This is a genomic window from Arthrobacter sp. H5, assembly GCF_000520595.1.
Classification (GTDB): domain Bacteria; phylum Actinomycetota; class Actinomycetes; order Actinomycetales; family Micrococcaceae; genus Arthrobacter_D.
This window is the reverse complement of record NZ_KI915011.1, coordinates 80,041-89,318: the sequence shown is the minus strand read 5'-3', so window position 1 is coordinate 89,318 and position 9,278 is coordinate 80,041. Positions and strand designations below refer to the sequence as shown.

At 62.9% G+C, this 9,278-nt stretch carries 8 protein-coding genes; 7 read left to right on the top strand and 1 reads right to left on the bottom strand.

The window, feature by feature from the left end; genetic code table 11:
• The 3 genes from Y708_RS25765 to Y708_RS0116250 form a co-directional block, all read left to right on the top strand.
• Nucleotides 1-728, top strand: a 728-nt coding sequence (locus Y708_RS25765) for an exonuclease SbcCD subunit D (protein ID WP_173401529.1), incomplete at its 5' end; no start/stop codon positions are given.
• Nucleotides 725-3,784, top strand: a complete 3,060-nt coding sequence (locus Y708_RS0116255) for an AAA family ATPase (RefSeq protein ID WP_028280737.1) — start codon at nt 725-727, stop codon at nt 3,782-3,784. The genes Y708_RS25765 and Y708_RS0116255, both read left to right, overlap by 4 nt.
• A gap of 72 nt (nt 3,785-3,856) precedes the next feature.
• The gene (locus Y708_RS0116250; protein ID WP_155853910.1) at nt 3,857-5,218 is read left to right on the top strand and encodes an MFS transporter; all 1,362 of its coding nucleotides are present in this window, start codon (nt 3,857-3,859) and stop codon (nt 5,216-5,218) included.
• On the opposite strand, the gene Y708_RS0116245 is transcribed toward Y708_RS0116250, so the two are convergent.
• Nucleotides 5,206-5,925 (bottom strand): IclR family transcriptional regulator, encoded by a 720-nt coding sequence (locus tag Y708_RS0116245; RefSeq protein ID WP_028280735.1) that lies wholly within the window; start codon nt 5,923-5,925, stop codon nt 5,206-5,208. The two genes, Y708_RS0116250 and Y708_RS0116245, sit on opposite strands and share 13 nt — an antisense overlap.
• Nucleotides 5,926-5,994: 69 nt before the next feature.
• On the opposite strand from Y708_RS0116245, the gene Y708_RS0116240 reads away from it, so the two are divergent.
• From Y708_RS0116240 to Y708_RS0116225, 4 genes are all read left to right on the top strand, one after another.
• On the top strand, nt 5,995-6,555 hold the full coding sequence (locus tag Y708_RS0116240) for a flavin reductase family protein (RefSeq protein WP_081746894.1): 561 nt from the start codon (nt 5,995-5,997) through the stop codon (nt 6,553-6,555).
• A gap of 196 nt (nt 6,556-6,751) precedes the next feature.
• Nucleotides 6,752-6,976 carry a hypothetical protein gene (locus tag Y708_RS31180; RefSeq protein ID WP_253905852.1) on the top strand — a complete coding sequence of 75 codons (225 nt, stop codon included), beginning with the start codon at nt 6,752-6,754 and terminating at the stop codon, nt 6,974-6,976.
• Entirely contained in the window at nt 6,933-7,352 is a 420-nt protein-coding gene (locus Y708_RS31175) for a 4-hydroxyphenylacetate 3-hydroxylase C-terminal domain-containing protein (protein WP_028280732.1), read from the top strand. The genes Y708_RS31180 and Y708_RS31175 overlap by 44 nt, the downstream gene beginning before the upstream one ends.
• A gap of 221 nt (nt 7,353-7,573) precedes the next feature.
• Entirely contained in the window at nt 7,574-8,950 is a 1,377-nt protein-coding gene (locus Y708_RS0116225) for an MFS transporter (RefSeq protein ID WP_028280731.1), read from the top strand.
• Nucleotides 8,951-9,278: the final 328 nt, after the last annotated feature.

Below are 9,278 nucleotides of genomic sequence, written 5' to 3'. Positions count from 1 at the left end.
CACCCACTCACACGGCTGTTACGGAAGCGGCGCTGGCCGGCATCCACGCTGATCTTGAACGGCGCAGAAAAAGCCGAACTGTGTACTCAGTGGTCATGGCACACACTTTTGCCAGCGGCGGCGCCACCTCGGACAGTGAACGGGAGCTGAGCGTGGGCGGACTGGGGATGGTGCCTTTGAGTTTCTTTGAGTCGTTTGATTACGCGGCGCTCGGCCACCTTCACGGGCAACAGCAGTTGGCCGGCAATGTGCGGTACTCGGGTTCGCCCCTTCCGTACTCTTTCTCCGAGGCAAGGCAGGCGAAGGGTGCATGGCTGGTGGATATTGGTGAGGACGGTGCCCTGGAGGTTTCCGCGGTCCATTGGCCCGCGCCCCGACGGCTTGCGGTGCTCCGTGGGCCGTTGGAGGAATTGTTGGAGGACCCAGCGCACTGTCACGCAGAGCACTCGTATTGCCACATCACACTGACGGATCCGGAGCGTCCACGCCAGGCCATGGAACGTCTTCGCACGCGGTTCCCTGACACTTTGGTGCTGGTTTTCGAACCGGTGTCCGGGCACCACGGAGAGGAAAAGACCTACAGCCAGCGCATCGCCCAGGCCGCGGACGATTCCGACATCTGCTGCGGCTTTCTGGAGCATGTACGCTCCCGCGCAGCAGACGGCCGCGAGCGTGCCCTGATCACGGACACCATCGATGCAGCCCGCGCAGTGGAGAGTGAGCTGTGAGGATCCACCGCCTTGAGATCCAGGCATTTGGACCCTTCGCGCGGCGCCAGGTCATTGATTTCGATGCACTGTCCGAACAGGGGCTGTTCCTGCTCAATGGCGCTACTGGAGCGGGAAAGACCAGCGTACTGGATGCCATCTGCTACGCCTTGTACGGTTCGGTGCCTGGTGTGCGGCAGATGGGCAAGCGATTGAGAAGCGACCATGCGCCGGTGGAACTTGCTCCGGAGATAGTGTGCGAGTTTTCGGCCGGCAGCAGGCGTCTCGAAGTGACCCGCAGCCCGCAGTGGGACCGCCCAACCAAAAGGGGGGCCGGAACAACCACGGAGCCTGCGCGAACGCTGCTGCGCGAATTCATCAACGGGGAGTGGGTGGCCCGCTCCAACCGCAATGATGAGGCAGGCCTGGAACTGCAGAATCTCCTCGGCATGAACCGTGACCAGTTCACCAGGGTGGTGATGCTGCCACAGGGCGAGTTCGCCGCCTTCCTTCGGTCCGATGCCAAGTCCCGCAAGGAACTGCTCCAGCAGTTGTTCTCAACGGACCGCTTCGAAACAGTTGAACTGCTGCTCTCACAGAAGGCCGCGGCTGCCGCAGCGAAATTGTCCGACGCGGGGACGGCACTGGAGCAGCTGCTCCACCGGGCCGAGGACGAGGTGCTCCGATACGGCCGCGTTGAAGACGCCGAGGATGTGCACAATGGTATCGGCGAAGCGGATGTCGCAACCCTCCGTGAACGGCTTGCCGGGATGCTTGAGACCGGCCGTCTGCAGGCGGCCGGGCTGGCGGAGCTCAGGGATGGCGCCCGCGACTCCCGCGTAAGCCTTGAGATGGAGCGGGAGGGCCGTCTTGCCCTGACGCAGCTTCGCACGGCCGTGGCTGCCAACCAGTTGGACCTGGAGGCCGCAGGTGATCTGCGTACCACCATTGAACGGCATCAGGGCGCCCGGGTCCTGGCCACCGGACTGAGGGTCCTGGAAGACGCACAGCGGACTGCGGACCAGCTGCGCCGCAGGTCGCAGGAAGCCCTTACCGCACTGACGGCTGAGCCCTCAGCTGCGTCCTGCCTGCCGGCGCCCAGGGATGATCAGGAGCACGCACACCCCAGTCCCTGGTCAGTCGCCGAACTCAACGCGTGCTCAACCACGGTTTCTTCCGACCTCGCCGTTGCCCGCGCCGCACTGCCCGAAGAAGAACCCGTCGATGCACTGGCGCGGACCATCGAAGGGCTGCGTCTGTCGACGGATTCCCTGCGTTCAGCCAAAACCGCAGCAGCGGCTGACATCTCAGACATGGCAGATCAACTGGGGCAGTCCCGCCTGCGGATTGAACCCCTGGAACGCTCTGCCAGGCAGGTTGAACCCCTCCGCGGCCGGCGCGATGACTGCCGTAACCGGCTGGGGGCAATTGAACGCTATCTGGTCACTTCCGAACGCGTTGAGGCCATGGAAACCGATCATTCGCAGGCTTTGAAGCGGTTCCTGGAACTCAAGGAGAATTGGCTCAACGCGTTAAAACGCCGTCTGGACCAGGCAGCTGAGGAACTTGCGGCCCGGCTTGAAGAAGGCGTCGACTGCCCTGTCTGCGGAAGCTCCGAGCATCCACGACCGGCAGCCTTCGGCGGGGCCGGGCTCATTTCCCAAGAAGAGGAGGAGCGGTCGCGGCTGCTGCAGGATAAGGCCGAAAACCAGCTGCAGCTGGTCATCAAGCAACGTGATGAAGCAGTACTGGAACGTGCGGGGCTGCAGGGCAAAGGCGGCGATGGAAGTCTTGAGGATACCCGTGCAGAGGCTCGGGACCTTGAACAGGAGCTTGTGCGGGCCATCGGGGACCAGGAGGAGTTGGAGCAGCTGACAACGCTGATCGACCAGCTTTCCAGCCGGCAGGACAATCTCGTGGAGGCACGGTCCACACACGAGCGCAGCCTTGCGGAAGGGGAATCCAGGCTGTTCGGTCTCGTTGAGCAACACTCAGCCGCATCCAACAGGTTGGAGAAGCTGCGCGGGGGATTCACCTCTCTCCACGATCGCGTGGATTCGCTCGAGGAGACGGCGAATTTGGTTGGAGCCGCCCAGGATTCGCTGGAGGAGCTCCAGCGCGCGGCTGAACAGGTGTCCGCGGCAGAGGCTGCGCTGCGGGCGGATATGGCCGGTTCCGCCTTCTCGGAACCGGAGGAGATCCACCGCGCCCTTCTCGGCCCGGATGAACTTGCCCGCTTCCAGGAGCGTATCCGGACGGCTGAGCGAACCGCCGGGCGGCTGCAGGACGAACTGGAACTGCCCGGAACTGCGGTTGCAGCAGAGCAGGAACGGGAAGGCCGGCCGATCCCCGGCGAGGCGGCGGTGGAGGGGGCCCGGTCCGCTGCGGCTGATGCCGCGTCCGCCTTGGAACAGACAATTCTTCGGGTGGGCATGCTGGAGCAATCCATGGTGCAACTGGACTCCCACGCCGCCAGAATTACCACCCTGCAGCGGCGGATCGAGCCTCTGCGTGAGGAGCACCAGCTGGCAAAGTCTCTTGCAGACACCGCCCGCGGCGGCGGAGAAAACCTCTACAAAATGAGCCTCGGCACCTATGTGCTTGCCGCAAGACTGGAGCAGGTGGCCGAGGCCGCAACTGAACGGCTGCAACAGATGTCGGACGGCCGTTACTCCCTGATCCACAGTGATTCGCTGTCGGGAAACAGGAAATCCGGGCTGGGACTCAACGTTATCGACAGTTGGACCGGCAACCGCAGAGATACATCAACCCTCTCCGGGGGCGAGTCCTTCATGGCTTCCCTCGCGCTGGCACTTGGCCTGGCCGACGTGGTGCAGCAGGAATCCGGGGGACTGGATATCGAGACGCTCTTCGTCGATGAGGGATTCGGCAGCCTGGATGACCAGTCGCTGGAACAGGTGATGGACGCGCTCGAAGGCCTGCGCGACGGTGGGAGGGTTGTTGGGCTGGTCAGCCATGTTTCGGAACTCAAGCAGCGGATTGGGGCCCAATTGCAGGTCGAGAAAGGCCGCAACGGGTCCTCTGTCCGCTTCGTGGATCAGTTGCAAAGGGTGTAAAATTCAGGATTGTTACCGGGTTGGGCGCATCGGGAGGCGGGACGATGCGCAATTCGCCATAACCGGATGACAATGAACAACAACCCACAGGATCTCCTGTCCCCCCGACCCTCCCACCAGCCGCAGGCCACACCCCGGAGCGCCGGACGCTTCAGCCGGCTGCCCCAACTCGCCGGCTCCTCCTTCATTCCGCTCGGGTTCGTTGCCCGGTTGCCACTCGCCATGCTCACCGTAGGGGCGCTGACGCTGGTGACAGCTGCCAGCGGATCCTATGCGGCGGGTGGATTCACTGCCGGTGCAGTGGGTATCGGGTCCGCGGTTGGGGCTCCGGCACTTGGCTACCTTGCAGACAGGGTGGGACAACGGCCGGTGCTGCTGGTGGCTGCCATGCTCAACACCGCAGCCATTGTGCTGGTGATTGCCGCCAGTAACTTCACGCCCGGATTCTCCGGATCCGGACTTGCGCCTGTTCTTGCCGCCGCTTTCCTGATGGGTGCCACCTGCCCGCAGATTGGTCCCCTGGCGCGCGTGCGCTGGATGGCTCTGACCACCGGCAAACGCCCATTGGATCTGGACACGGCGCTGTCCTACGAAAGCACCGCCGATGAACTGACCTTTGTCCTCGGCCCGGCCCTGGTCGGGCTCCTCGCCAGCCTTGTTGCGCCGTGGCTCCCACTTGCGCTCGCCGCCGTGCTGACCATCGCCTTTGTCACTGCATTCGCAGTCCATCCAACGGAGCAGGCTGTGGTTCCCCTCCGCCGGAGGCCCAGCGCGCCCAAACAACCAGGCTCAGCCAAGCAGCCCGGTCTGTCCAACCAATCGACGGGGTCGGAGAAGACGCTGCCCAGGACCGCACCGTCGCGGGTGTGGCTGCTGGTGCCGATTCCGGTGCTGGGAATGGTTGCAATGGGGACCTTTTTCGGCTCAACACAGACCGCGCTGATCGCGTTCGCAGGCAGTTTCAATGCCGAGACGTCGGCTGGGCTGTTGTACGCGGTCATGGGCCTCAGCTCTGCAGTTGCGGCGTTGTCCGTTGCATATTGGCCGCAGCGCATCGCGCATTCCTGGCGTTGGGTGGCCTCCGCTGCGGCGATGTGCGTCCTGGCCAGCCTTTTGTTCCTACCGCAGGAGGTGCCACTCATGCTTCTGGTCTTGTTTGCGCTTGGCATTCCAGTGGGTCCCACCATGGTCACCATATTCAGCATTGGCTCGGTGGTTGCGCCCCGGCACCTGATGGGAACAGTCATGACCATGCTCGCCAGCGGGATCGTGGCCGGCACGGCGCTGGGCGCTGCACTGGCGGGGGCCATGGCGGAGAACAGCGGTTACTCAAGCGCCTTTGCCGTGTCGGTCGCCGCCGCCGTCGTACTTCTTCTCCTTGGCCTTGCCTCGGCCGCTGTGCTGCGCCGCGCGCCGGGGAATCAGCGGAGCTGATCCTCGATGGCCGCTGCGCTTCGCGCAAGGCGGGCACCGAGGTCGGCAGGAGTGCGCGGGGAACGGATATACACGACGGCGACGGCGGCCGGGAGACGTCCCTGAATGCGGATGGGTGCGGCGATGGAAGAGACGCCTTCGATCACTTCGTCGTGACTGGTCGCGAACCCCTGTGTCCGGGCGCTGCGGGACTCCATCCGGTAGGGCTGACCCGGTGCGAGGCCGCTCCAATCCTCCTCGGACAGCGCCGACTGGATGGCGATCCCCGGTGCCCCGGCGCTGAAGGCGTGCCGCGTGCCCGGACGCTGCGCTACGGTTGCCGTGTTATGCCGTGGCTCGACGGTCACAAGCGTCACGCAGTCGTGTTGGTCCCAGACCGCGATGAACGCCGTCATGGCAAGTTCATTGGCGAGAGCGGTCAGCTCCGGAAGCGCGGCGGACTGAAGATCGCGGGAGACTCCGCGGGCCAGGGCAGCGAGCCCGGGCCCGGACTGTACTTTGCCGGAACTGTCCCGCACCACCAGCGAGTGGTCCTCCAGCGTTCGGAGAATGCGGTAGGCAATTGAGCGGTGCACGCCCAGCTGCGCCGCCAGTTCGGCGATGCTCAATGGAGCGGCGGCATCGGCGAGAATTTCAAGTGCATGTATCCCGCGGGAGAGGGTCTGCGAGTGTTTGGTGGCGTCCGGCGTCGTTGTGTTTGAGCTCACACTCCCGTATTATTCTCTATTAGAACGAATTGTTCAACTATAGAACACATTCGCGATGAGGGGCTTACGATGATTGCCAAACCGCAGAAGCTTCAGCCGCATGAGGCACCACATGAGACCCCGTCACCGCCCGGGGTGAAGACCCTTCCACCCCGGGCTAATCACTTCCGCGGTAGCCTTGGACGCTTCGCTACAGGCGTGGCAATAGTGACTTTCGATGGTCCCACCAAGCGGCACGGGCTTACGGTCAATTCGTTTACCTCCGTCTCGATGAAACCACCGCTGGTCCTTGTCAGCATCGCGCGCAGCACCAGGACGCATGATGAGCTCGCCAACAGACCGTTCGCGGTCAACATTCTCGGCGCGGAGCAGAAGGATCTGGCGATGCACTTCGCCGGGCGCCCCAGCCGGGAACCGCTTTGGGTCGAGGGGGAGACCGCGCCCCGCCTCTCGGGAGTCCTCGCCTATTTCGAGTGCACGCCATGGGCAGCCTACGACGGCGGCGACCACACCCTCTATCTGGGGCAGGTGGAAAACTTCGACTACCGCAGCGGCGACGCGCTTGCGTTTGCCAACAGCCGTTTCACCACCATTCCGGAGTTGCTCCGCGGCGACGAAGAGCTTCTCTAACCGAACCAAAACTCCAGACTGGAGAGCATTCCTGGGTATCCGTACCGGCCGGCAATTCCTGGACAAGCTCAACTCAATGCGCCCACACACTGTGATCAACGGTGAGGTGGTTACCATGGACGCACCGGCGACTACATGAACCGTTCATCTGTGCCGCGGTTCGCTCTACAACGGGGCCCCCACCCACGACGGGCCATTGGCCAGCCGCTTCGAGGAGATGGACGCCGTCGTCGTCTTCGAAGACCTGTTTGTGCCCAACGAACGCATTTTCATGCTCGGTCATCCGGAGCTGTGCAACGGTTTCTATGCCGAAACCGGTGCGGGCGCCCTGATGACCCATCAGGTGGTCACCCGCACGGATCGCCAAGAGCGAGTTCATGCCTGGGCTGGCATCCGAACTCGCCGGTGCCATCGGTACTGACGGGTTCCAGCACATCCAGGAGGACCTTGCCGAGCTTATCCAGATCGTAGAGATCGGCAAGGCTCTGGTTCGGGCTTCCGAGGTGGACGCCGCACCCAACGAGGCTGGGGTAATGCTGCCGAAGTGGACAACCCTGAACGCAGCCAGGAACTGGTATCTAAAAGTTGCCCAGCGTTTCCCCCAGAGCATCCGGAAATTTTCCGCAAGCGGACTGATGGCGCTGGCAGGCGTTGCAGATGTCAACAGCGAAGCCCGACCGGACATCGAGATGTTCCTGCAGTCCAAGACGCTGACGGGCACTGAGCGTGTGCGGCTGTTCAAGCTGGCGTTCGATGCGTCCATCTCGGGCTTCTCCGGGCGGCAGGCGCTCTACTAGTACTTCTTTTTCGGCGACCCGGTGCGCATGGCGGGCGCCCTGGTGAACAGCTATGACCGCGAACCTGCCCGCGACCGTGTTCGTGAGTTTCTGGCGAGGGAGGACTAGTGACCTGCGCCCCGCCCGCACGCCCAGACATGCACGGTGTCAATGGGGGTATGATCTAAACCACGCTTACCGAACGTTCCGTCGGTAATTCGATCCGTTCATTTGGAGTAACAATGACGTCTTCAGAAACTGCCACGCGGAAGCCCATGTCCCGCGAGGAACGTAAAGTCCTTGCGGGTACCCTGGCCGGTACTTCCATCGAGTGGTATGACTTCTTCATCTACGCCCAGGCCGCGGGCCTCGTGCTTGCCGGGCTGTTCTTCGACCCCTGGGCACAGGGTGATCCCGGTCTGGCCCTGCTTATTTCGCTGAGCACCATCGGGATCAGTTTCCTGTTCCGGCCGCTCGGGGCAATTGTCGCAGGTCGGTACGGCGACCGGCTCGGTCGAAAGAAGATGCTGGTCTTCACCCTCGTGCTGATGGGTTCGGCCACCGCATTGATTGGCCTGCTGCCCACGTTCAGCCAGATCGGAGCATGGGCACCCATTCTGCTGATCCTCCTGCGGGTGCTGCAGGGATTCTCCGCCGGCGGAGAATGGGGTGGTGCGGCGCTGATGTCGGTTGAGCACGCACCCCTCAGCCGCCGCGGTTTCTTCGGCTCGTACCCCCAGATCGGCGTGCCGGTGGGAATGATTCTTGCCACCGGTGTCATCTTTCTGCTCACCACAGCACTGACACCTGAGCAGTTCAACGAGTGGGGCTGGCGTATTCCGTTCCTCTTCTCCGTTGTCCTGATCGTGGTGGGTTACCTGATCCGCCGTGCAGTTGATGAGAGCCCGGTCTTCAAGGAGATGCAGCTGCGGAAGAAGGAATCTTCCGCGCCACTGCGCCAACTCTTCAGGAAGAACACCCGTGAAGTCATCCAGACCGCCTTCATTTTCGTGGCAAATAACGCAGCCGGCTACCTGTTGATCGCCTTCTTTGTCTCCTACGCCAGCAGGCCCGAGGAGCGGCTTGGGCTCGGCATGGACAGGGCGTCAGTACTGCTCACCACCGCGCTCGCCTCCTTTGGGTGGCTGATATTCACCATGTATGGCGGAGCCCTCTCCGACCGGATCGGGCGTGTGCGGACTTTCCAGATTGGCTATGGCTTGGTCTTCGCCTGGATGATCCCGATGTTCCTGCTGATAGACACCCGCAATATCTGGCTGTACGGCCTCGCCCTGTTTGTCCTCACCATTGGCCTTGGACTGTCCTATGGACCCATGTCCGCAATGTACGCTGAAATGTTTCCGGTGGAGGTCCGGTATTCCGGAGTGTCCATCGGGTATGCCCTCGGCGCTATTCTGGGTGGGGCATTTGCCGCGTTCATCGCGGAGGCGCTGCTGCAGGCTACCGGGTGGTCAGGATCGGTGGGGGTCTACATCATGGTGCTGTGCGTGATTTCCTTCATCGCCGTGACCACAGTGAAGGAAACCAGAGGCAACAACCTCCGGGTCGCTGAGGCGCATGAGGAGTACCTCCGGCAGCATCCGGAGGAAGCGATCTAGCGCAGAATCGATCTGCATACCCTTGGTAAATGCGCCATGGGTACTTCTGCCCATCGCGTCTCCGAAGTCGCCTCCGTAGTATTTTGAATCAAGAAGGGCCTTGTACGAGGGGCCCGACTCCCGGGCCGTGCGCGGCTCCGGTTGACGAAGGCCGGTACATGAGGGTTCCCCCAAGCTCTGATGTGCCGGTCTTTTCCCGTTTCCGCGTAGGCCACGCCCACCCTGTTACCGTATAGCCATGCCGGAGATGCCCGAAGTGCAGGGCCTTGCAGATTTCCTCCGCAGCAGGCTGCTGCCTGAGGGACACCCGCCCGCCTCTGTGGCGGAC